At 73.7% G+C, this 22,001-nt stretch carries 21 protein-coding genes and 1 tRNA gene; 15 read left to right on the top strand and 7 right to left on the bottom strand.

Translation table 11 applies throughout. The features are described 5' to 3' along the window. The first annotated feature begins 1 nt into the window (after nucleotide 1). From glp to SCA03_RS09825, 6 genes are all read left to right on the top strand, one after another. On the top strand, nucleotides 2-1,339 hold the full coding sequence (gene glp, locus SCA03_RS09850; RefSeq protein ID WP_030882871.1) for a molybdotransferase-like divisome protein Glp: 1,338 nt from the start codon (nucleotides 2-4) through the stop codon (nucleotides 1,337-1,339). 105 nt (nucleotides 1,340-1,444) lie between these two features. After that, entirely contained in the window at nucleotides 1,445-1,951 is a 507-nt protein-coding gene (moaC, locus tag SCA03_RS09845; protein WP_030882875.1) for a cyclic pyranopterin monophosphate synthase MoaC, read from the top strand. A 56-nt stretch (nucleotides 1,952-2,007) separates the two neighbouring features. Next, nucleotides 2,008-2,553, top strand: a complete 546-nt coding sequence (locus SCA03_RS09840) for a MogA/MoaB family molybdenum cofactor biosynthesis protein (RefSeq protein WP_107429000.1) — start codon at nucleotides 2,008-2,010, stop codon at nucleotides 2,551-2,553. Continuing rightward, complete coding sequence (locus tag SCA03_RS09835) at nucleotides 2,550-3,182, top strand: GNAT family N-acetyltransferase (protein WP_086815485.1); 633 nt, start codon at nucleotides 2,550-2,552, stop codon at nucleotides 3,180-3,182. The genes SCA03_RS09840 and SCA03_RS09835 overlap by 4 nt, the downstream gene beginning before the upstream one ends. Nucleotides 3,183-3,343: 161 nt before the next feature. Next, nucleotides 3,344-4,717, top strand: a complete 1,374-nt coding sequence (gene sepX / locus SCA03_RS09830; protein WP_443098229.1) for a divisome protein SepX/GlpR — start codon at nucleotides 3,344-3,346, stop codon at nucleotides 4,715-4,717. A 72-nt stretch (nucleotides 4,718-4,789) separates the two neighbouring features. Further along, nucleotides 4,790-4,863 (top strand) — tRNA-Ala (locus SCA03_RS09825). A 444-nt stretch (nucleotides 4,864-5,307) separates the two neighbouring features. On the opposite strand, the gene SCA03_RS35500 is transcribed toward SCA03_RS09825, so the two are convergent. Beyond that, the gene (locus tag SCA03_RS35500) at nucleotides 5,308-6,402 is read right to left on the bottom strand and encodes a hypothetical protein (protein ID WP_174864487.1); all 1,095 of its coding nucleotides are present in this window, start codon (nucleotides 6,400-6,402) and stop codon (nucleotides 5,308-5,310) included. Between the two features lie 214 nt (nucleotides 6,403-6,616). On the opposite strand from SCA03_RS35500, the gene SCA03_RS09810 reads away from it, so the two are divergent. Continuing rightward, nucleotides 6,617-7,489, top strand: a complete 873-nt coding sequence (locus tag SCA03_RS09810) for a hypothetical protein (protein WP_141275314.1) — start codon at nucleotides 6,617-6,619, stop codon at nucleotides 7,487-7,489. A gap of 3 nt (nucleotides 7,490-7,492) precedes the next feature. Then, the gene (locus tag SCA03_RS09805; protein WP_141275313.1) at nucleotides 7,493-8,623 is read left to right on the top strand and encodes an SRPBCC family protein; all 1,131 of its coding nucleotides are present in this window, start codon (nucleotides 7,493-7,495) and stop codon (nucleotides 8,621-8,623) included. Nucleotides 8,624-9,090: 467 nt separating this feature from the next. Here SCA03_RS09805 and SCA03_RS09800 read toward each other — a convergent pair whose 3' ends face one another. Continuing rightward, nucleotides 9,091-9,852: a DUF2637 domain-containing protein gene (locus SCA03_RS09800; RefSeq protein ID WP_030877258.1), complete on the bottom strand. Its 762-nt coding sequence runs from the start codon at nucleotides 9,850-9,852 to the stop codon at nucleotides 9,091-9,093. Nucleotides 9,853-10,223: 371 nt separating this feature from the next. Continuing rightward, nucleotides 10,224-11,066, bottom strand: a complete 843-nt coding sequence (locus tag SCA03_RS09795) for a LysR family transcriptional regulator (protein ID WP_308697686.1) — start codon at nucleotides 11,064-11,066, stop codon at nucleotides 10,224-10,226. Between the two features lie 186 nt (nucleotides 11,067-11,252). On the opposite strand from SCA03_RS09795, the gene SCA03_RS09790 reads away from it, so the two are divergent. Further along, a complete protein-coding gene (locus SCA03_RS09790) occupies nucleotides 11,253-11,912 on the top strand; it encodes a maleylpyruvate isomerase family mycothiol-dependent enzyme (protein ID WP_141275312.1) in 660 nt (219 codons plus the stop codon). A 109-nt stretch (nucleotides 11,913-12,021) separates the two neighbouring features. After that, nucleotides 12,022-12,915 carry a putative RNA methyltransferase gene (locus tag SCA03_RS09785; RefSeq protein ID WP_030877265.1) on the top strand — a complete coding sequence of 298 codons (894 nt, stop codon included), beginning with the start codon at nucleotides 12,022-12,024 and terminating at the stop codon, nucleotides 12,913-12,915. A 108-nt stretch (nucleotides 12,916-13,023) separates the two neighbouring features. Here the strand turns inward: SCA03_RS09785 and SCA03_RS09780 are convergent, their stop codons facing one another. Beyond that, the gene (locus SCA03_RS09780; RefSeq protein ID WP_283249782.1) at nucleotides 13,024-13,344 is read right to left on the bottom strand and encodes a DMT family transporter; all 321 of its coding nucleotides are present in this window, start codon (nucleotides 13,342-13,344) and stop codon (nucleotides 13,024-13,026) included. Between the two features lie 142 nt (nucleotides 13,345-13,486). Between SCA03_RS09780 and SCA03_RS09775 the strand changes: the two genes are divergently transcribed. Further along, a complete protein-coding gene (locus SCA03_RS09775) occupies nucleotides 13,487-14,281 on the top strand; it encodes an acyltransferase domain-containing protein (protein WP_086818232.1) in 795 nt (264 codons plus the stop codon). 79 nt (nucleotides 14,282-14,360) lie between these two features. On the opposite strand, the gene SCA03_RS09770 is transcribed toward SCA03_RS09775, so the two are convergent. After that, nucleotides 14,361-15,254 carry an NADP-dependent oxidoreductase gene (locus SCA03_RS09770; protein ID WP_030877272.1) on the bottom strand — a complete coding sequence of 298 codons (894 nt, stop codon included), beginning with the start codon at nucleotides 15,252-15,254 and terminating at the stop codon, nucleotides 14,361-14,363. Nucleotides 15,255-15,575: 321 nt separating this feature from the next. Next, a complete protein-coding gene (locus tag SCA03_RS09760) occupies nucleotides 15,576-16,073 on the bottom strand; it encodes a GNAT family N-acetyltransferase (RefSeq protein WP_030877274.1) in 498 nt (165 codons plus the stop codon). A gap of 173 nt (nucleotides 16,074-16,246) precedes the next feature. Between SCA03_RS09760 and SCA03_RS09755 the strand changes: the two genes are divergently transcribed. After that, complete coding sequence (locus SCA03_RS09755; protein ID WP_030877276.1) at nucleotides 16,247-17,050, top strand: exodeoxyribonuclease III; 804 nt, start codon at nucleotides 16,247-16,249, stop codon at nucleotides 17,048-17,050. On the opposite strand, the gene SCA03_RS09750 is transcribed toward SCA03_RS09755, so the two are convergent. Beyond that, entirely contained in the window at nucleotides 17,038-17,907 is an 870-nt protein-coding gene (locus tag SCA03_RS09750; RefSeq protein WP_086818104.1) for a MerR family transcriptional regulator, read from the bottom strand. The genes SCA03_RS09755 and SCA03_RS09750 overlap by 13 nt on opposite strands. A gap of 463 nt (nucleotides 17,908-18,370) precedes the next feature. Between SCA03_RS09750 and SCA03_RS09745 the strand changes: the two genes are divergently transcribed. From SCA03_RS09745 to SCA03_RS09735, 3 genes are all read left to right on the top strand, one after another. Beyond that, nucleotides 18,371-19,954: a flavin-containing monooxygenase gene (locus tag SCA03_RS09745; RefSeq protein ID WP_086818103.1), complete on the top strand. Its 1,584-nt coding sequence runs from the start codon at nucleotides 18,371-18,373 to the stop codon at nucleotides 19,952-19,954. 125 nt (nucleotides 19,955-20,079) lie between these two features. Continuing rightward, a complete protein-coding gene (locus tag SCA03_RS09740) occupies nucleotides 20,080-21,105 on the top strand; it encodes an alpha/beta fold hydrolase (RefSeq protein ID WP_169729695.1) in 1,026 nt (341 codons plus the stop codon). After that, nucleotides 21,102-21,989 carry an SDR family oxidoreductase gene (locus tag SCA03_RS09735; protein WP_086818102.1) on the top strand — a complete coding sequence of 296 codons (888 nt, stop codon included), beginning with the start codon at nucleotides 21,102-21,104 and terminating at the stop codon, nucleotides 21,987-21,989. The genes SCA03_RS09740 and SCA03_RS09735 overlap by 4 nt, the downstream gene beginning before the upstream one ends. The last annotated feature ends 12 nt before the right edge of the window (nucleotides 21,990-22,001 follow it).

Raw genomic sequence — 22,001 nt, 5'->3', positions numbered from 1 at the left:
ATTGAGCAGGACCTGGTCGGTCGATGAGCACCTGGAGGACATCCTCCGCAGCATCCGCCCCCTCGAACCCATCGAGTTGAAGCTGCTGGACGCGCAGGGCTGCGTCCTGGTCGAGGACGTCATCGTGCCCACGGCCCTCCCGCCCTTCGACAACAGTTCGATGGACGGATACGCCGTCCGGCTCGCCGATGTGCAGGGCGCGAGCGAGGAGTTCCCCGCCGTGCTCACCGTGATCGGTGACGTGGCCGCCGGCAGCGGTGAACCGCCGACGGTCGCCGCCGGCCAGGCGGCCCGCATCATGACCGGTGCACCGATCCCGCCGGGCGCGGAGGGCGTCGTTCCGGTCGAGTGGACCGACGGCGGCCTGGGCGGCGGCGCCGTCGACGGCATGACGGCCCGGAGCCTGTCCGCCGGCGGCGCGAGCGGCGAGGTCCGCGTCCACCGCCCGGTCGTTCCCGGTCAGCACGTGCGGGCCCGCGGCAGCGATGTGCAGCCGGGAACGGTCGCGCTGACCGCCGGCACGGTCCTCGGCCCCCCGCAGATCGGGCTGCTGGCGGCCATCGGGCGCGGCGCGGTCAAGGTGCGCCCCCGCCCGCGTGTGGTCGTCCTGTCGACCGGCAGCGAACTCGTGCCACCCGGCGAGACGTTGGAGACCGGCCAGATCCACGACTCCAACAGCTTCGTGCTGACCGCGGCGGCACGCGACGCGGGCGCGATCCCCTACCGCGTCGGCTCCGTCGACGACGACGCGGAAACGCTCCGCTCGACGATCGAGGACCAGCTGATCCGCGCCGACATGATCGTCACCAGCGGGGGCGTCAGCGTCGGCGCCTACGACGTCGTCAAGGAAGCGCTCTCGCAGGTCGATTCGTTCGGAGCGGAGCAGGAGGGGCGGTCCGACGGCGCCACGGGCGGGGTCGAGTTCCGCCGGCTGGCCATGCAGCCCGGAAAGCCGCAGGGCTTCGGCCTCATCGGCCCCGACCGCACGCCGATCCTGACCCTGCCGGGCAACCCGGTGAGCGCCTACGTCTCCTTCGAGCTGTTCGTCAGCCCCGCCCTGCGCGCCATGATGGGCCACGACCCGGCCCGGCGCCGCGCCGTACCGGCACATCTGGAGGGCACCGAGCGGCTGGAATCACCGCTGGACAAGCGGCAGTTCCTGCGCGGCCTCTACACGCCGCCCGCGCAGCCCGGTGAGACGGGCACGGTGCGCGCGGTCGGCGGTTCGGGCTCCCATCTGATCGCCTCGCTGGCGCAGGCCAACGCGCTCATCGACATCCCGGAGAAGACGACGGAGGTCTCACCGGGCGAGAGCGTGACGGTCGTCCCGCTGGACTGACGTCAGCGGTACGGGCAGGGTCCCTCGGGCCGTCGTCGGGCGCCGGTCCGGCCGAGGGGCCCTGCCGGTACCGTGTCGGGGCACAGCACAGGACCGGGGAGAGCCATGACCAGCCCGCAGCAGCACCTCACGCATGTCGACGCGTCCGGCGCGGCCAGGATGGTCGACGTCTCGGCGAAGGACGTCACCGCGCGGACCGCGCGCGCCACCGGGCGTGTGCTGGTGACGCCCCGTGTGGTCGAACTGCTGCGCGGCGAGGGCGTTCCCAAGGGGGACGCGCTGGCCACGGCGCGGATCGCGGGCATCATGGGCGCCAAGAAGACGCCGGATCTGATTCCGCTGTGCCATCCCCTCGCGCTCTCCGGCGTCAAGGTCGATCTCGCGCTCGCCGACGACGCGGTCGAGATCACGGCCCGGGTGCGCACGACGGACCGCACAGGCGTCGAAATGGAGGCCCTCACCGCGGTTACGGTCGCCGCCCTGACGGTCATCGACATGGTGAAGGCCGTCGACAAGTCCGCCACCATCACGGACGTACGTGTCGAGGAGAAGACGGGCGGCAAGTCCGGAGACTGGAACCGGCGGCGTCCGACGAGCGAGGAGGACAGGTGAGCAGCCCCCAGCAGCAGACCCCCGACGAGCCGTACACCGGGTTCGCGACGGGCCCGCTGGAGTCCGGTACGGGCCGCTACCGGGCCCTGGCGGTCACGGCCTCGAACCGCGCGGCAGGCGGCGTCTACCCGGACCGCGGCGGGCCGTTGCTGGTCGAGGGCCTGAGCGCGATGGGTTTCGCGGCGGAGGGGCCCGTGGTGGTCCCGGACGGTCAGCCGGTCGGCAGGGCGCTGCGCGAGGCGGTGGAGTCCGGCTACGCAGTCGTCGTCACCACGGGCGGCACCGGTATCTCGCCCACCGACCAGACACCGGAGATGACCCGCGGGGTGCTGGACTACGAGATCCCCGGCATCGCCGAGGCGATCCGCGCCGAAGGGGTGCCGAAGGTGCCCACGGCGGCCCTCTCGCGTGGCACGGCAGGCGTCTCCGGGCGCACGCTGATCGTGAACCTGCCGGGCTCGACGGGCGGCGTGAAGGACGGGCTCGCGGTGCTGGCCCGCCTGCTGCCGCACGCCGTCGACCAGATCCACGGTGGTGACCACCCCGCGTCCGGTGCCTCTCCCGAGGACCCCGGCGAACCCAGAGGGGAAGACCTTCGCTGAACGCCGCTCCGTGGCCTGCCGAACTGGCGGACGGCCCCACGGCCCTCCGCCCCATACGGCTGCGTGACCAGCGGGCCTGGCGCGAGGTCAACCAGCGCAACCGGGACTGGCTGCGCCCCTGGGAGGCCACCATCCCGCCCGCTCCGCCGGGCCATCTGCCGCCCCGGCGCCCGACGTTCCGGCAGATGGTGCGTCATCTGCGTGCGGAGGCGCACGCGGGCCGGATGCTCCCGTTCGTGGTCGAGTACGAGGGCCGGCTGGTGGGGCAGCTCACCGTGGCGGGAATCACCTGGGGCTCGATGTGTTCCGGCCATATCGGGTACTGGATCGATCGCTCGGTCGCCGGACGTGGCGTGATGCCGACAGCTGTGGCGCTCGCCGTCGATCATTGTTTCGGCGCGGTGGGGCTGCACCGTATCGAGGTGTGCATCCGGCCCGAGAACGCGCCCAGCCGGCGGGTGGTGGAGAAACTCGGCTTCCGTTCGGAAGGCACGCGCCCGCGCTATCTGCACATCGACGGTGCGTGGCGTGACCATCTGGTCTTCGCACTGACGGTGGAGGAGGTGCCGGAAGGTCTGCTGAACCGCTGGCGGGAGGCCCGGCCGGGTCGCTCCACTGGAATAAAATAAATGTTCGATATTGCTCACCGAATGGCCCCCTCACAGTCATTCGACGAGCACATTCCGCGACGTTCCGTACGGGCAATCACAAAAAAAGTTCGAGAGATCAGCCAGATCGTGCGACACACCGCCCTGTTTGGCAGATGGGCTCATGCAATCCCCTCTACCGTGTGAGGGTGAGCAGCAGTGGCCTCATCTACGCAGTCATCGTCGGGGCCTGGGCCGCCTATCTGGTGCCGATGTGGCTCCGCAGGCAGGACGAGCTCAACGAGGCCCGTCCGACGGAACGCTTCAGTACCGCCATCCGGCTGTTGTCCGGCAAGGCGGGCATGGAGCGCCGTTACGCGAAGGACGCGGAGCGGCGTGCGGCGCGCGCCGCACGGGAGGCGGACGGTCTCTCCGCGCCGGACGCCCGCGCGGAACCCGGCGCCCCCGACGACGACGCGTACCGCAGCGAGCCGGACGAGCCCGACACCACGGTGGACGTCCGGGCCTTCGCCGACCCCAAGACGATGGTGAAACCGCCCGGTTCGGAAGCGCCGACGCAGGTGCACCGGCCCCGCTCGGACCGGGACCCCAGGGCGCCGGCCCGTTCCAGGACCGCGGAAGCGGCCGGTCCCGGCGGTCCGGCGCGGCCCGGCGCGCACACCCCGGAGACGGACGCCGAGCGGGCGGACGCCAAGCTCTCCCGGCAGGCGAAGCGTGCCAAGCTCCTCGCCCGCCGGCGCCGCACGACGATGGTGCTCTTCCTCGCCTTCACCGCCGGCGCCGTCGTCGCCGCCGTCGGCGGGGTCGCGCTGCTGTGGGCTCCCGCCGTGCCCGCCGCGCTGCTGAGCGCCTACATCGTCTATCTGCGGGCCCAGGAGCGCCGCCGGTTCGCCGCCCTCATGGACCGCCGCCGGGCCGAGGAACTGGCGCGGCGCCGCAGAGAGGGACGGCCGCCCGGCGGCGGAGCACCCGAGGGGGGCGCGCGGCGTGAGGCACCTCACCACGGCGACGCTCCTGCCCGCCCCGCCCAGCGGCACGCGCGCGGACGCTCCGAGCGCCCCGCGCGCGGCGACCGCGCCCCCCGAGCCGAGGCGGACCCCTACGCCGGTCCCGACACCGAGCCGCTCGCCGAGGCACCCGACGAACCGCGGGAGGCCGCGCGCCCTCGCGCCGAGGAGCAGGAGGCGGCCGAGCGGCGGGCCGTCGTCGAGCAGACCGACCACGCCGAGTGGGTCGACCAGCAGCGCGCCCCGCGCCGCGAACACCCCGAGGGCGAGGGCTGGGAGCCCGTCCCCGTGCCGCTGCCGACCTATGTGAGCGCCCCCGTCGCGCCCCGCTCCACGCGCGGTGTCGACCTGGAGGCCCCGGACACCTGGAGCTCGGCCCGCTCCAGCACCGTGCCGTCCGCCGCCCCGGAGCCCCGGCGTACGCCCCCAGCGGACCGCGCCGGCCGGCCCCGCCGCCCGCGCGACCGCAGCCGCACCCCGCTCTTCGACCAGTACGAGGACCCCGAGGCCCGCGGGGACGAGGACCGCCCGCGCGCCGCCAACGAATGACCCCACTGTGACCAGCACAGGAACGGATTTCCTCACGGCCGGGCGATGGTGCTAAGGTTTCACACGTCGCAAGGGCCTGTAGCGCAGTCCGGTAGCGCATCTCGTTCGCAACGAGAGGGTCAGGGGTTCAAATCCCCTCAGGTCCACAGCGGATCGGCTTGAGTCTGCTCAAGTGCGGTCGATGAGGTCCCGGTGATCAATACGATCACCGGGACCTTTGTTGTTTCCGGGGCCTGGCCGGGCCGTCAGGGATGCTGGTTCCCGTCGTCGGGGTCGGGGTCGGGGTGTTGTTCGGTGGCGTCGTGGGTTGTTGTGGTTTCGGTGCCGGTGAGTTTCGTGGCGAGTGTGTAGTCGATGCGGGCGTCGCGGTACTCGACGCCGGCGGCTACCCGTTCGGGTAGGTGGACCCGGGTGCTGCGGGAGACCGAGTGGCGGCCCGGGGTGCCGTGGAAGGTGACCTCAGTCTGCGGTTCGGCCGGGAAGCGGAGGCTGTTGGTCCGTACCGAGGCGGTGAACTCGATGTCGGGCGGGGCCGATTCCGGGGACTCGTCGGCCGTGGCCGGCTGATCCTCCGGTGCCGCGCCGGGAGTTCAGGGCGGCTCCTGCTTGCGCCGGGTGGCCTTGCGGACCGTCTTGCGGGCGGCCCTGCCCGCGCCGCCCGCCCCGGCTGATTCGCCCGCCTTGCCGACGGTGTCCTCGGCGGCCGAGGCCGCGGCGCCGCCCGTCTCGCGTACGGTGTCGCCGGCCGCGCCCGCTGCCTTGCCCGCGCCCTTTCCGGCCGCCTCGGTGGCGCTGCCCGCGCCCTCGCCCACGTCTCCCGCTGCCTTGCCGACGCCCTTGCCCGTGTCCTCGACCGCTTCGCCCGCTCCGGCGCCGATGCGGCCGGCGGCCTCGCCGGTGCCGCCGCCCACCTCCTCGACCGCCGTGCCGGCTCCGCTGCCCACCTCGTGGACCGCGCCGCCCGCGCCCTCGCCGACGTCCTCGACGGCCTCGCCCGCGCCCTTGCCGACCTCTTCGACGGCTCCGCCGGCTCCCCGTCCGACCTCTTCGACCGCGCCGCCCGCGCCCTTGCCGACCTCCTGGACGGCCTCGCCCGCGCCGCCGCCGATGTCCTCCACGGCCTCGCCCGCGCCCCGGCCCAGTTCGCCGACGGCGTGCCGGGCGCCGCTGCCGACCTCCTGGACGGCGGAGCCGACGCCGCTGGTGATCTGCTCCAGGATCTGCGGATTGTGGTCGATGGTGCGCAGGACGCGGTCGATGATCCGGGCGACGTTGTCCAGCCGCACCTTCAGCAGGGCCTGCGCGCGGACGCCCTTGATCTCCAGCTGGACCCGGCCCAGGCTCGCGTCGGCTCCGACGTTGAGCTTGAGCAGGTCGAGGACCTCGGCCTGGAGGGAGACCCGGGCGCGGAGGTCCTCCACCTCGAAGTTGATCTCGTCGACCTCCAGGAGGGGGACGTCGAGGAGCACGTCCGGGTCCCGTGCGGGCTGGTCCCCGGTGGGGAGGAGTTCGCCCTCGGCGGGCTCCTCGCGGGTGTCCTCGGCGGGCTCCCCGCGGGCGTCGGCCCTCTCCGGCCTGGAGCGGTTTCCGGCCCGCTGCACAGGGCCCCGGTCGTCGGCCGGGCGGGATGCCGCCGCGGTACCGGTCTCGTCGGGTTCGCCGGTCTCGCCGTAGTCCTGGTTCATGGCACGGCCTCGCTGTCGTGGATTCCGACCCTCGGTACGGATAGCTGCTCATCTGGCATTCCGTACTTTCCACCGTAGAGCGGGCACGGGCATCTGTCGCCGCGTGGGCGGTACGCGCGCGGAGAGCGGGGGGTTCCCCGGACAGGCGAGCAGGTCGCGCGGTATCCGCCGGGGCTCCGCAGACTGGTCGCAGGTCTCCAGGAGGGACGCGCACATGACGGACAAGTCGTCCAGCACGTCGACCGCGCTGGCCACCAGCCTCATCGGCGGATATCTGCTGGGCCGCGGCGGACGGACGAAGGCCGCGCTCGGTATGGCCGCCTACCTCGCGAGCAAGAAGCTGTACAGCAGGTCACGGCGGCACGAGCAGCAGGAGCAGCACGAAGACGACGGGCACGGCAGGCACGGCAAACACGGTGGCCCGTCGCGGGACGGGAAGTCCGGGTCCGCGCTGGGCCGGCTGAGCCGCCAGGTGCGGGGCGAGCTGCTGAGTGCGGGGAGGGCGGCGGTGTCGGCCTCCGTCAACCGCAAGGTGGACGCCTTCGCGGATTCGCTGATGGCCCGGACCCGGGAGCTGGAGCGTCCGGAGGAACAGGCCGACGAGGGCGAGGAGCCCGAGGCGGAGCCGGACCGGGGGAAGCGGGCCGGGCGGGGGCGCGACGATCGCGAGCGGGACGAGGAGCCCGAAGAGCGCCGGCGGAGTGAGGAGCCCGACGAGCAGGAGCCGGACGAGGACCGGGGCCGAGGACGGGGCGGGCGCTCGGACGCCGGGGAGGACGAGGAGCGGGGTGAGCGGGAGCGGAGGCCCGGCGGGGAACGGCAGCGGGTGCGGGAGGGGCGTTCGTCGGCGGCGGAGCGGCAGCAGCGGCGGCGTGCCGAGCCGCGGGCCCGCTCCGGGGCCGTCCGCACCGAACGGCCGTCGCGGGCGTCCTCGGCCGGGGAGCGGGACGGGGTTGCGGGGCGCGCGCCGCGCAGACCCGCCAGGCCGAAGCCTCCGGAGCGGCCGGGTGTGCGGGAGCGGCGGCCGGGGTCGGCGGACCGCGGTACCGGTCAGGGATCGGCGGGCGACGCCGGGCAGGAGGGTTAGGCCATGCCGGAGAAGAGCGACGGGAACGGCTCCCAGGGCGCGGCCGGATCGGGTGTGAGCAAGCTGGGGGAGGCGCTCAAGGGGTATGCGCGGGCGCGAGCCGGGCGGTATGTGAAGGCGGCGGAGGGCAAGGTCGCCGAGGTGACCGAGCGGCTCAGCGAGGCGGCGGGCGGTGGGGGCGCCGTGTCCCGGGCGGGCGCGCGGGTCCTCCAGGGGGAGTCTCCGGTGAAGGCCGTCACGGACGAGGGCGGCAGAAAGCTGGAGGGCGTCAAGGACAGCGTGAAGGCGAACGTCAAGGAGAACGTGGGGGGTACGGCGAAGGCCGCGATGGGGCTCGGCGGAGGCGGAGGCGGGGGAGGGGCGGGGAAAGCGGGCGACAAGAAGGTCACGAACATCGTCGAGACGCTCGACATCGGGCTGCCACTGCGCACCTGTTACAACCACTGGACCGAGTTCGAGAACTTCAGCGACTTCATGAAGGGCGTTGTGGACGCCCGCCGTTCGGACGACGGGGACGGCGGCGGTGACGGCGACGACGGCGGGGGCGGGGACGGGACGGAGTCGGACTGGAAGCTCAAGATCGCTTTCTCCAACAGGAGTTGGAAGGCGACCGTTCAGGAGCAGGTGCCGGACGACCGGATCGTATGGACGTCGGAAGGCGACAAGGGCACCACGCACGGCGTCGTCTCCTTCCACGAGCTGGCTCCCCGGCTCACCCGCATCGTGGTCGTCGTCGAGTACACACCGGCCGGGTTCTTCGAAAAGACCGGCAACCTGTGGCGCGCGCAGGGGCGCCGGCTGCGGCTGGACCTCAAGCACTTCCAGCGTTACGTCTCGCTGGGCGCCGAGGAGGAGCCGGAGGGCTGGCGCGGGGAGATCCGGGACGGCGAGGTCGTGCGCAGCCATGAACAGGCGCTGGAGGAGGAGAACGAGGGGGACGGGGAGAGCGGGGAGGGCGCGGGAAGCTCAGGCGAGGGGGACGACCGCGGGGACAGGGGCGGGGGCGGATTCGACGACGACGGGGACGAGTTCGACGAGGAAGGCGACGAAGGCGACGGAGGGGGTTACGAGGAGGGCGGCGGCTACGGAGAAGGCCGGGGAGAGGGGCGGGAGGGGAGTCGGCGGAGGGGGTGAGTGCGGCGTGGGGGGCGTGCGGGTGGGGCGAGGCGCGGTGTGGGGGGTGCGAGGTTCGGGTGTGCGCCGTTGAGTGCAGGCTCCGGGGCGTTGCTGGGGCGGTGGGGGCTGCGCCTGGGGCGGGGCTTCGGCGTCCAGGGCGAGGTCGGTCGGACGACGAAGTCCGTTGTGTGGAGCCGAGGTTGGGCTGGTCGAAGGTCGTGTGGTGCGGGGACTCCGGTGCCTGGAGAGGTGTTGGCGCGCGGTCGGGGGCCGGTCGGGTGGTGTGGTGTCCGGGAGGTGCCCGGAGGTGGGGGTTCCGGCCGGGGTTGGTGCGGTGAGGCGTGTTGTTTGTGGGGAGGTTGTGGTTCGGGCAGGGGGAGGCCGTCGGCCTGTGGTGGGGGCCGACGGACTCGGGGTGCCGGGGAAACGGTTCTCGCGGGGGCCGGGAGGGGGCCCGGAGAAACGGTTCTGGTGGGGGCGGCAGGTCAGCGGGGCGGTTTGTGGCGGTGGGAGCCCCGGGTGGGGCGGGCGTGCCGGGAGGTCGCCATCGGGCCCGGGATCAGGTCCAGTTGGCGCACCAGCTGGTGGAAGCAGAGCAGTGCGGTGATGGGCGGCAGCCCGGCGACGGCCATCCCGGCGGGGGTGGACGGTGCCTCGGCGACGCACAGGGCCGAGGCGAGCGCGGCGAAGAAGAGCACCACGAGCCAGGAGTGCACGGTGCGGCGGCGGTAGACGCGGGTCCGCAGGATGGAGAGCGTCGCGGCCAGCCAGGGCGCGTAGATCAGCATGGGCCAGGCGTGTGCGACGCCCGGCGGGGCGATGTCGTCCGCCAGGTCGTACAGCGGTGGGTAGGACGCCTGCGCGCCGAGGAAGCTGACGAGGACGACGATCAGCGCGGTGAGCGTGACCGTGAAGGAACTCAGGATGCTGCGCCAGGACAGGCCGGCCGGGTTGCTCTCGCGGAGGCGTTCGAGGGCGGTGTCCTTGCGGTGCCGGGGCCGGCCGAGGCCGTCGGCCGGTGCGTCCACGAGGGCGGGCTGCTCGACGGTGTCGAGGAAGTAGGCGAGTTCGGCGTCCAGGTCCGGTGGTTCCTCCGGAGAGGGGTGGGGCGGGGCGGCGAGACCGTCACGGAAGAGCGAGGGGTCCGGCGTGGCCCCGGCATCGGGCTCGCGCGGTGTCCTGGTACCGGGCATGCCGAAGGTGGCGCGGGGCACGTACGTGACGTAGGTGTGTGAGGTCTCGGTCACGGCGGAACTCTCTTCTCCTGGACGCGTTCACGCGGGGGCGTGCGGAGCCGGCGGTCGTCCGCCCGGGGAGGGTGGCCGCGCAACAGTCCGTGCGGGAGGGGCTTCAGGGGAGAAGCTGCGGTATGCGGCTGATGCCCGTGATGACCGTGTCGGATCCAAATCGTCAACGAATGCCCCAGGGAGCGGAAACCCCCGAGCCGAGTACTCAGACTTATGAGCATGGGGTTTTCGTGATGATTGGGCCGTGTGGGGGCCCGGTGTCGGTCAGGAGAACGAGCCCCGGCCGACCGGGTGTGCGGGTGGGAACGCGGCGCACATCCGGGCCAGCAGGGCGCGGGCAGCCGGGCCGGAGGGACCGCCGGTACGCCATGTCAGGGAGATACGGCCCCGCAGCCGGGGGCGTCGAGCGGGACGGTGCGCAGCCCCAGCGCGCCGGCGGTCTCCGCGGGCACGTCCGGTAGCACGGCGACGCCGAGTCCGCGTGCCGCGAGCCGGGCCAGCAGCGGCGGGGCGGCCGCCTCGAAGGCGACGCGGGGCCGGAACCCGGCCGCGGCGCAGGCACGTTCGAGCGCGCCGCGGATCCCGGTGCCGTGCGGCAGGCAGATCAGGGAGCGCTCGCGCAGCGCGTCGAGCGGGACGGGACGCGGGGCCACGGCGGCGAGGGGGTCGTCGGGGGACACGGCGGCCGCCAGGGGGTGGTCGAGGACGCAGACGGCCGCGGTGCCCGGCGGAGGCTTCTCGTCGGCCAGTCCCAGCAGCGCGAGATCCAGTTCGCCGTCGCGCAGGGCGGCGAGCATCCGCTCGGAGGTGTTCTCGGTGAGGTGGATGTCCACCCGCGGGTGCGCGTCGTGGAAGTCCGCCAGGACGCCCGCGACATCGAGTCCTTCGGCGGCCGTTCCGGAGACGGCGGCGACGCCGGACACCACGCCCACCCGGACCCGGCCGCGCAGCAGACCGGCGAATTCGCCCGCCGTCTGCCGGACCCCTTCGGCCGCCTCCAACGCGGCGCGTGCGTACGGCAGAACAGCTGCGCCCGCTTCGGTGACCCGTACTCCCCTGCCCGATCTCTCCAGCAGCTGTTGGCCCAGTTCCCGCTCCAGTCGGCGTATCTGTGCGCTGATGCCGGGCTGTGCGAGGTGCAACCGCTCTGCTGCGCGGGTGAAGTTGGCCTCTTCGACCACGGTGAGGAAGTAGCGCAGCTGACGCAGGTCCATGCCCGGCAGGCTATAACTCGCGCTTCTGAGACCGAGAACAGACCGCTCTTGGACTTATGGCCCCACAGCTGGGGACGCTGGTTGCGCGCACGCGAGCCGGTCCGGGGCCGGACAGCTGTGCTGCGGACGAGGCGCGAGAGCGGTCGGTGGCCGGGACGGTCGTCGGTCACGGGAGAGGGAGCGGCGATGGACATCACGAGTGCGACAGCTGCCGAACGCACCGAGCTGGCCGAGGTCTTGGACGGGCTGTCCGACGGCGACTGGGACGTTCCGTCGCTGTGCGCGGGGTGGCGGGTGCGTGAGGTCGCCGCGCACATGTCGTTCGGTTTCCGTACTCCGCTGCCGCGGATGCTGAGGGAGCTGGCAGCGGCCCGTGGCCGGCTGCACCGGATGACGGACAGCTGTGCGCGCAGAGATGCCGCGGCCCTCACGCCGGCCGCGCTCGCCGCGGCGCTGCGGGACAACGCGCACCATCCGTGGAAGCCGCCCGTCGGCGGTCTCGTCGCCGCACTGGGGCACGACGTCGTCCACGGCCTGGACATCACCGTCCCGCTCGGGCACCGGCGCAGGGTGCCGCCGGAGCGGGTGCGGCTGCTGCTGGAGAACGTCACACCCAGGAGCGCGAGGTTTTTCGGCGCTCAGCTGGAGGGGGTCACGCTCCGCGCCGACGATCTCGACTGGACGTTCGGCAGCGGTCCGCCGGTGCACGGGGCCGGCCAGGATCTTCTGCTGCTGGCGTTCGGCCGTACGTTGCCCGAGGGCCTGCTGCGGGGCGAGGGCGCGCGGCGGTTCGTGCGCGGGGCGCCGCGGGATGCCGCGGGGCGGGGCGGCCCGGGGGACGGCTGACCGTCCGGACGCCCGGCGGGGGAGGGGAACGGCGGCGGTAATCTGGCGGCGGGGCGTGCGCGGGGCGACCGGCCGTTCCGCACATCGACAGCTGTCCGAGGAAACGCACATGCCCGAGCCCGCCGCGGGGGTCCGCACACCGTGGATCCGTCTGCTGGACGTCGTCCGCTGTCCCCTGTGCGGGCAGCGGCTCGCGCCGGAGGGCAGGACGCTGCGCTGCCCGCAGCGGCACACCTTCGACACGGCGAAGCAGGGCTACATCGGTCTGCTCGGCGGCGGGAAGCGGGCAGCACCTGCGGACTCCGCCGACATGGTGCGGGCGCGGGCGGACTTCCTCGATGCGGGCCACTACGCGCCGCTGGCCACCGCGCTCGCCGACGCCGCCCGGGAACTGTGCCCGGCGCGGGGCACGGTGCTGGACGCCGGAGCGGGGACCGGGCACTACCTCGCGGCGGTCCTGGACGCCGTCCCGGAGGCGGTGGGGCTGGGGCTGGACGCCTCGGTGTACGCGCTGCGGCGCGCGGCCCGGGCGCACGACCGCGCGGGGGCGGCGAGCTGGGACGTGTGGCAGCCGTTCCCGCTGCGCGATGCCGCCGTCGATCTCGTGCTGAATGTGTTCGCACCGCGCAACGGTGCCGAGTTCCGCCGGGTGCTGCGGCCTTCCGGCGCGCTCCTCGTCGTCACGCCGACCGTGCGGCACCTCGCTGAACTGCGCGGGGAACTGGGGCTGCTGGAGATCGACCCCGCCAAGGAGGAGCGTCTCCAGCGCACCCTGGAGGACCGTTTCGTTCCCGAAAGCTCCACACAGCTGGAGTACGCGATGCGGCTGTCCGCGCAGGACATCGAGAACCTCGCGCTGATGGGCCCGGCCGCGCACCATCTGGACGCCGGCGAGCTGAGGGAGCGCGTCGCCGCTCTCGGTGAACCCCGGGCCGTGACCGCGTCGTTCACGCTCTCCGTGCACCGGCCCGCGGGCCGGACGGCGCGCGCGGGCGACAGCTGAGGCTCGTCGCCGCGCGCACGCCGCTCCTGCCGGTCAGGCCGGTCGGGCCGGTCGGGGTCCGGCTCGGGCGGCCGGGACGCCCCCCGTCGAGTGACCCGCGGCCGAGGGTCAGTGGATGAGCTTGAGGCCGACCACCCCGCCGACGATCAGCAGCAGACACAGGATCCGGGCCACGGACGCCGGATCACCCAGCGCGACCATGCCGTAGACCGCCGTTCCGACCGCGCCGATGCCCACCCACACCGCGTAGGCCGTGCCCAGCGGAATGTGCGTCACCCCGTACGAGAGCCCCGCCATGCTGCCCGCCAGGGACACCAGGAAGAGCAGGGACGGCCCCAGCCGGTGGAAGTTCTTCGACGCCTCCAGCGCTGTCGCCCACAGCGTCTCCAGACACCCCGACACGATCAGTACCGCCCACGCCAGGCCCATCCGTGATCCCTCCGGTCTCATATGTCGCTCGTGTTCGCTCGGTACCCCCACCTTCTGTCCAGGCGGGGCGTACGGCATCCGGGGGCGGCGTACCGGCGGACGCCACTGGCGCGCGACGGCGGGATCGGGCCAGGCTGATCCCATGAGCATCGCCTTTCTCTTCCCCGGCCTGGGTGCACAGCGAGCCGGAATGCTGCACAGGCTGCCCGACACCGCTGCCGCCGCGACCGTCCTGGCCGAGGCGGAGTGGGCACACCCGGGCGGCGTCGCCGAACTGGACACCGCGGCGGCCCTGGAGGAGTCCGAGGTGGCCCGTCATGTGGCGCTGCTGACGGCCGGGGTCGCCGGTGCCCGGGCGCTGACCGAGGACGAGGGCGTCACCCCGGACGTGGTCGCCGGCTACGGCCTGGGCGGCTTCGCCGCCGCCGTGACCGCCGGGCTGCTCACGCTGGAGGAGGCGCTGCGTGCGGTGCGGGTGCGGGCCGAACTGCTGGAGCGGGCCGAGGAATCGGTGCACGACATCGGCATCCGCATGGCGCAGCACCTCGCCACCGTGCGCCGTCGGACGCACTCCGTCGCGTATGTGACGACGACGGGCGGGCAGGTGCTGCGGGGCGACGCGAACGGGGTCTTCGACGATCTCGCGCGGTGTGTGGCGCTGCCGCCCGCGGGGGAGCGGATCGCCGCCGCGCTCGCCGCCGATGTGCCGTCCGTCGTCGTCGAACTGCCGCCCGGCCGGGAGCTGGGCGTGCGGCTCGGCCTGGCGGAGGCGGACGAGGAGCCGCCCGGGGAGGACGCCGGGGCGCCGGACGGGCTCCGGGTGATCGCCGTGGAGAAGGCGGGGATCGCCGAGGCGGCGCGGGCGGCCCGCGTGCACCGTGACCCGGCGGCCGGTGCGGGCATCTGGGAGGACGCCGAGGCCCCGGCCGACTGGTGACCGGGGCTTTCGCAGGAACGGCGGCCCGGGGCAGGAGACCGGCGGGGCGAGTGGGGCGGGCAGGGCGGCAGGGGCCGGGTCAGACGACCAGGACGCGGCGTCCGCGGGTGTGGCCGGCGCGGCTGTCGGCGTGCGCGGTGGCGGCGTCGGCGAGGGCGTAGGTCCGCGTGACCGGGATGTGGAGCTGTCCGTCGGCGAGAAGGCGGAGGGTCTCGGCGAGCGCGTCCGGCACGCTGCCGGCCTGGCCGGAGAAGCGGACGCCGTGGTCCGGTGCGCCGAGGTCGGCGATGGAGACGACCGCGCCGGGGTCCCCGGTGAGTTCCACGAGCTGGGGGATCACACCCGAGCCGGCCAGGTCGAGCGCGGCGTCGATGGGGCCGAACCGCCGCACCCGCTCGACCCAGCCTTCGTCGTAGGTCGTGGCGTGGGCGCCGAGGCCGCGCAGATAGTCCTGATTGGCGGCTCCCGCCGTGCCGATCACGGTGATGCCGCGTGCCCGGGCGATTTGCAGCACGGCGGAGCCGACCCCTCCGGAAGCGCCGCTGACCAGCAGCGTCCGGCCGGGCTGTACGCCGACCTCGCGGAGGATGCGCAGCGCGGTCTCCATCACGGAGGGGTAGCCGGCCGCCTCCTCGAAGGACAGGCCGTCGGGCAGGGGCGCCCAGGCGGTCAGGACGGCGAACTCGGCGTAGGTGCTGTGGCCTTCGCCGAAGACGCGGTCGCCGATGCCGACGCCTTCGACGCCCGCACCGATCGCGTCCACGACGCCGGCGGCGTCCAGTCCGAGGCCGGAGGGCAGCTCCACCGGGTGGGCGCCGAGCTTCTGGCCCTCGCGGATGCGCCAGTCCGCGGGGTTCACGCCCGCTGCCCGTACGGCGATACGTATCCGGCCGGGGCCGGGTTCGGGCTTCTCGGTCTCTGTGAGGCGGAGGACATCGGGGCCGCCGAACTCGGCGAAGGTCACCTTCTTCATGCCGGCGAGCGTAACACTAACCGTTAGGGTTTTGGAGTTGTTCGTCTTCCGTTGTTGTTAGTGCGGGCGGGGGGTGCGGCTGTGTGCGGGCGCGCGGGGGCGCGGGTGCGGGCCCGGGGTGGGCGGAGGACGGCTGCGGCGGCGCCGGGGCAGCACGAGGAGCCGCGGCGGCGGGCGGGGCGTTCGCGGTTGTGGAGCCGACGTGCGCGCGCCGGGTCGTGAAGGGAGGGGCCACCGGCCGTTCGCGGTGGGAGACGCCTTTGCTGAGGGCGGCGGCGTCGGGTGTGCGCGGGCGGGGTCGTACCGGGAGGGAGCGGGTGTTTACCGGTTGCCGGGGGTGAGCGGTTTGATGAAGCAGCGGCTCTCGTCCTCGAAGCGGTAGAGGCCGAACTTCTCGGGGGCCGGGGTGTAGCCGGACGAGGTGTACAGGGCGATCGCCTCCGGCTGTTCGATGCCGGTCTCCAGCACCATGCGGGTGCGGCCCGCCGCCCGGGCGTCCTCCTCCAGCAGCGCGAGAATCCGCCGCGCGAGGCCCTGGCCGCGCGCCTCACGCACGACGAACATGCGCTTCAGCTCGGCGTCGCCGTCCGCGTAGTTCTCCTCCCCGGCCTCCATCGACCGCCAGCCGCCCGTGGCGACGGGCCTGTGGTGCTCGTCGTAGGCGAGCAGGTACAGGCCCTGCGGCGGACGGAACATCTCCGGGGTGAGCACGGTGACGTCGCCCTCCGGGTCGCCGTACCGCTCCGCGTACTCCTGGAGCACGATCCCGTTGAGCTTCAGCGCGTCCGGGTGGTCGAAGGGGACGGGGAGGATCTGCATCCCTGCATGGTACGGCGGCTCGTACAGGTGACCGATCGGATTCCGGGCGGTGCGGGAGGACGGCGAGACGAACGCCACAGGCGCCCGGTCCGGTGCGGGGGCCGTCCGGACGGGTTCCGGCGGGCGCGGACGCCGTAGGGTGCACGGGGTTCGTTCACTGCTGGGAGCACGTCTTGCGCAAGGTGACAACGGTCAACGTCAACGGTCTGCGGGCCGCGGCCAAGAAGGGGTACGTGGAGTGGCTGACGGCCACGGACGCGGAGGTGGTCTGCCTCCAGGAGGTCCGTGCCGAGTCGCACCAGCTCGCCGACGCGGTACGGGAGCCCGAGGGCTGGCACGCCGTCTACGCACCCTCCTCGGCGAAGGGCCGGGCGGGTGTGGCGCTGCTCACCCGCAGGGAGCCGGACGCGGTGCGGGTGGGCTTCGGTACGGCCGAGTTCGAGGACTCCGGCCGCTACGTCGAGGCGGATCTGCCCGGGCTGACCGTCGCCAGCCTCTATCTGCCGTCCGGGGAGGTCGGCACGGAACGGCAGGACGAGAAGGAGCGCTTCATGGCCGCGTTCCTGCCGTATCTGCGGGAGCTGCGGGTGCGGGCGGCCGCTGCCGGGCGCGAGGTGCTGGTCTGCGGCGACTGGAACATCGCGCACCAGGAGGCGGATCTGAAGAACTGGCGCGCCAACCGCAAGAACTCCGGCTTCCTGCCCGAGGAGCGGGAGTGGCTCTCCGGCGTCCTCGACCCGGCGGACGGCGGCTACACGGACGTCGTGCGGGCGCTGCACCCGGAGGTCGCGGGGCCGTACTCGTGGTGGTCGTACCGGGGGCGCGCGTTCGACAACGACAGCGGCTGGCGCATCGACTACCACATGGCGACCCCGGGGCTCGCCGGCCGCGCGGTCAAGGCGTACGTGGAGCGGGCCGCCACGCATGACGAGCGGTGGAGCGATCACGCGCCGGTGACCGTCGTCTACGGGGACTGACCGCCGGGGCCCGGCCCGCCGTCGGCCTCCTGCCGCGACTGCTGTGCCCGCTCGCCGCTGTGTTCCGGCTGCTGTGCCCGCTCGCCTCCGTACTGCGACTGCTGTGCGTGCTCGGCTCCGTGTTCCGACTGCTGTGCGCACTCGCCTCCGTGTTCCGACTGCTGTGCCCAGTCGGCCAGTTCGGCGCGGACGCGGCGGTCCAGGGCCAGGCCCAGTTCGGCCTCGATGACCTGCTTGGCTATCGGGGCGACCCGGGCGAGCAGCTCGCCCACCGCCTCCTCGCCCGCGGCCTGCCGGTGCGGCAGCAGATGGGCGCGGAAGAGGCCGGCGAAGAGTGCGGCGATGTCGTCGGTCCTGCGGCGCAGTTCGCGGCCGGCGTCCAGGACGGCGGCCAGCGGGACGCCCTTGGCGACCAGTTCGGCCGAGCTTTCCAGGAGCCGGCGGCTGGTGTGCACGAACTGGTCGCCGTCGACCGCGACATAGCCGATGTCCAGGGAGGCCGCGAGGTTGTCGACGGTGACCTCGTCGCCGAAGTAGTCGGCCAGCTGCTCGGGGCTGAGCCGCACCGGGGTCTCCTCCGAGAACGGGGTGGACAGGGCGCCGCCCAGGCCCATGACCTCGGCGGCGTCCCGTGCGTCCCGGGCCTTCTCGAACGTGGCGAGCAGATCGGCGATGCCGCCGAGGGTGTGTCCGCGGGCGAGCAGCGCCGTGATGGTGCGCAGCCGCGCGAGATGGTGTTCGTCGTACCAGGCGATACGGCCCTCGCGGCGCGGTGGGGGCAGCAGTCTGCGTTCGCGGTAGAAGCGGAGGGTGCGGGTGGTGATGCCCGCGGCCTCGGCCAGTTCGGCCGCCCGCAACTCCCGTCCGCGGCCCCCGGCTGCACCGCCCGGGGACCCGTTCCGTCCGGCGGGCCGTCCCTTCTCCCGCGACGTCTGCTGCGTACGGCCGGGCGCCTTCTGCCTGGCGGCCGGCTCCGGCTTCGTCCCCGGTGGGGTGTCCTGGCCGGTCGGCCGGGTCCGATTCCGTCGTTCGTTCGAGCTCACCACGCCCTCAGCCTAGGCGCAGCCGGCACCGCCGCGTGCGGGTGCAACCGGCGGTAACTTTCCTGCGCCGCACCCCTACCCATGGGTATTCCGCTGCTTTACGCTCCCGACAGTGCCAGTGATTACTGGCACGGTTCGCGGCGCTGAGGCGCACGGGAACCAGCGACAGCAGTGCACGGAAAACGGCACAGCTGTGGCCGGAGAACGGCACAGCTGTGCGCGGAAAACGGCGCGCGGGAGCGCACACGGCAGTACGCGAGAACCCGGGAGGCGCGGCATGGCGGCCGAGCACGAGCAGGAGCACGTACGGGTGGCGGTGATCGGATCCGGATTCGGCGGCCTGGGGGCCGCGGTCCGGCTGCGCCGGGCGGGAGAGACGGACTTCGTCGTCCTGGAGCGCAGGGACTCCGTGGGCGGCACCTGGTACGACAACACCTATCCGGGGTGCGCGTGCGACATCCCGTCACATCTGTACTCGTTCTCCTTCGCGCCCAACGCCGAGTGGCCGCGCTCCTTTTCGCCCCAGCCGGACATCCGGGAGTACCTGGAGCGGGTCGCGGACACCTTCGGGCTGCGGCAGCACATCCGACTGGGCACCGAGGTGCAGCAGATGAGCTGGGACGCCGAGGAGCTGTGCTGGCGGGTGGAGACCTCGGCCGGACCGCTCACAGCTGATGTCGTCGTCTCGGCGACGGGGCCGCTGTCCGAGCCGAAGCTGCCGGACATACCGGGCCTGGACGGCTTCGGCGGCAAGGTCTTCCACTCGGCGACCTGGGACCACTCCTACGACCTGCGCGGCAAGCGCGTCGCGGTCATCGGCACGGGGGCCTCGGCGATCCAGATCATCCCGGCCGTCCAGCCCGTCGTCGGCGAGCTGACCGTCTTCCAGCGCACCCCCGCCTGGGTGCTGCCGCGCCGCGACCGCCGCATCACCGGCCTGGAGAAGAAGCTGCACGCGCGCTGGCCGCTGACGCAGAAGCTGCGCCGGCTGTCGCTGTGGGGCGTCCGCGAGCTGGAGACCTACGTCTTTGCGAACCGTCCGAATCTGCTCCCCCTGGTGGAGAAGGTTTCCACGCTGCACATGAGGCGGGCCGTCAAGGACCCGCAGCTGCGGCGGAAACTGACGCCGGACTACCGCGTCGGCTGCAAGCGCACCCTGCTGTCCGACGACTACTATCCGGCGCTCGCCCAGCCCAACACCCGGGTGATCGACTCCGGTCTGGCGGAGATCCGGGGCAACACCCTGGTGTCGGCGGACGGCCGGGAGGCGGAGGTCGACGCCATCGTCTTCTGCAGCGGTTTCCACGTCTCCGACATGCCGGTCGCCCAGCTGGTCAAGGGCGCGGACGGCCGGACGATGGCGCAGTCGTGGGCCGAGGACGGCATGAACGCGCTGCGCGGCACGACGACGACGGGGTTCCCCAACTTCCTGTTCGTCATCGGCCCGAACACCGGCCTGGGCACCAGCTCGATGATCCTGATCATCGAGGCACAGCTGAACTATCTGGTCGACTATCTGCACAAGCTGGACACCCTGGGCGGCGGCGCCGGCGGCCGGGTCGCGCTGGATGTCCGGCCCGTCGCACAGCACCGCTACAACGCCCGGCTGCGGGAGCGCATCGAAGGCAGCGTGTGGGAGACGGGCTGCACCAGCTGGTACCTGGACGCGCAGGGCCGCCCCGTGGCCGTCTGGCCGGGCACCACCGGCGAGTTCCGCAAGGTCACCCGGGAGGTGTGGCTGGAGGAGTACGAGGTGCTGCGGGCCGCCGCCGGGCCGGGCCGCGCGGCTCCCCGGTTGGCGGGCAGCGTCAGCAGGGGCGCGGCGACGGCGGCCTTCCACACGGCGGAGGACGCCCGGTGAGCCGCCCCGCACGCGCCCTGGACGCGGCCCCGATACCCCCGGCCGCCGACGACGTGCCGGCCGGTGCGCGGACGGCGACCACGCTCACGGCGGGGGCGGCCCCGGCGGTCGCCGCCCCGCGCGGGCTGACGGGCCGGTACACGCCGCCGGTCCCCGACCGGGAGCTGACCGCGCGCTCCGGCGACGGCGTCGCCTTCCCCGTCGAGGTGTACGGCCCCGGCGGTGGCTCCGCAGCGGGCGGTGCGCCCGCTCCGGCGGTCGTCCTCGTGCACGGCTGGACCTGCTCGACGCTGTTCTGGGCGCCGGTCATCCGCGAACTGACCGCCACCGGGCACCGGGTCATCGCCTACGACCAGCGCGGCCACGGCCGCAGCCCGGCCCCGGCGACGCCGGCGGCCTGCACCACCGCGATGCTCGCCGACGATCTGTGCGCCGTGCTGGAGACGGCGCTGGAGCCTGGCGAACGCGCGGTCGTCGGCGGGCACTCGCTGGGCGGCATGACGATCATGGCAGCGGCCGGACGGGCCCGACTGCGCGCCCACGCCGCCGCGTTGCTGCTGTGCAGCACGGGAGCGCAGCATCTTCCCGGGCAGGCGCGGGTGTTCCCGCTCCCCTCCGAGCGGGCGCGCGCGGTGGCGCACCGGTTGCTGCTGCACGCCCGTACCCCGCTCGGTCCCGTCACACCGCTCAGTCGTAAGGCCCTCGCCTACGGCACGCTGGGCCGCGCGCCGCGCCCGGACACCGTCGAGGCGACCGCGGCCCTCGTGCACGCCTGCCCCACGCCGGTGCGCGCCGCCTGGGGCGCCGTACTGGCCGGGCTGGACCTGGCGGCCCGGGTGCCGCGGCTGGAGGTGCCGACCGCCGTGGTGGCCGGCACCCACGACCGTCTGACCCCGCTGCCGCACGCCCGTCGCCTGGCGGCGCTGCTGCCGCACTGCGCGGGCGTGCACGAGCTGGCGGGCCGGGGCCACATGACGCCGCTGGAGGAGCCGGAGACGGTGAGCGCCGTCCTGGCCGGGCTGGTGCGCGACCACCTCCCGCGTCCGGCCGGCGGCGCGGCGGCGAGCGGGACGGACGGCGGGACGGGCGCGGCCGGGACGGCCGGGCCCGGTGCGGCAGCGGCGACGAGCAGCACGGAGGAGAGCGCATGAGCAGGGTGAGCCTTCAGGGGCAGGTCGCGGTCGTCACGGGCGCGGCCCGCGGGGTCGGCGAGCTGCTGGCACGGAAGCTGTCGGCGCGCGGTGCCCACGTCGCGCTGGTGGGTCTGGAGCCGGACGAGCTGGAGCAGGTGAGCGCCCGGCTGCACACGGAGTCCGCCTGGTGGCACGCCGATGTCACGGACCACGAGGCGATGGCGCGGGTCGCGGCGGAGGTGAAGGACCGCTTCGGGAAGGTCGACGTCGCGGTCGCCAACGCCGGGGTGGCCACCGGCGGCCCGTTCATGGACTCCGACCCCGTCTCCTGGCGGCGGGTCATCGAGGTCAACCTCGTCGGCGGCGCCGTCACCGGGCGGGCGTTCCTGCCGGCGCTGGTGGCCTCGCGCGGCTACTTCCTCCAGGTCGCCTCGCTGGCCGCGATCACTCCGGCGCCGATGATGACCGCCTACTGCGCCTCGAAGTCCGGCGTGGAAGCCTTCGCGCACAGCCTGCGTGCCGAGGTCGGCTACCGCGGGGTAGGGGTCGGGGTCGGTTATCTCAGCTGGACGGACACCGACATGGTGCGCGGCGCCGACCGGGACGAGGCCCTGCGCGAAGCACGGCAGCGGCTGCCGTGGCCGACCAACCGGACGTATCCGCTGGGGCCGGCCGTCGACCGGCTCGTCGACGGTATCGAGCGGCGTTCCGCGCATGTGTACGGGCAGTGGTGGCTGCGCGGGATGCAGGGCGTCCGCGGCTATCTGCCGTCGCTCATCGGCGGGGCGCTGGGACAGCGCGAGATGAAGGCCCTTGCCGCCCGCGTCACCGGGCGCGGCCTCGGCTCCGGCCTGGTGGGCGCGGGCGGCGCGGCCGACGAGAAGGAGCGCGCGGCACGGTGAACGGCGCCCCTG

It is taken from the genome of Streptomyces cacaoi, from assembly GCF_006539165.1.
GTDB classification, from domain to species: domain Bacteria; phylum Actinomycetota; class Actinomycetes; order Streptomycetales; family Streptomycetaceae; genus Streptomyces; species Streptomyces cacaoi.
The sequence above is the reverse complement of the archived record's forward strand: the minus strand, read 5'-3'. Positions and strand labels throughout refer to the sequence as shown.